Raw genomic sequence first — 365 nt, 5'->3', positions numbered from 1 at the left:
CAAAGCTTGAAGTGGGGGTTTCTAACGTTTCGACCTAACGGACGATTAACGTCAGGGGAGTTAACACATTAGCGAGCTGTTTCACGCTTAACCCCTCTATCCCATTTGTCCATGCATTTGGGATTACTTTTCGTAAAATGTTAGCCGCGGCATTTACATCTGCATTAATTAAAGTTTTATTTGCTGAACGATATATGCCGCGCTTTATTCGTTTTCCTGAAAAAGTTGTATTTTGGTCATTTTCTCCATACGTTGGAATGAAGTCGTTATCCAGAAAACTTGCTTTCGATGTATATGATTCTTCAGTTACAACAACTTGAATGCCTACAGCATTTGCTTTGTATGTAATCATTTGAATCAGTAAA

General features: G+C 38.1%; 1 protein-coding gene. It reads right to left on the bottom strand.

The genetic code is table 11. From position 1 onward, the window contains the following. Positions 1 to 34: 34 nt before the first annotated feature. Positions 35 to 365, bottom strand: a 331-nt coding sequence (locus tag ACQGS6_RS29525; RefSeq protein WP_426966117.1) for a zinc ribbon domain-containing protein, incomplete at its 5' end; no start/stop codon positions are given.

Origin of the sequence: Bacillus sp. GMs2/2, from assembly GCF_050172095.1 — a bacterium.
Taxonomy (GTDB): Bacteria; Bacillota; Bacilli; order Bacillales; family Bacillaceae_G; genus Bacillus_A; species Bacillus_A cereus.
The sequence above is the reverse complement of the archived record's forward strand: the minus strand, read 5'-3'. Positions and strand labels throughout refer to the sequence as shown.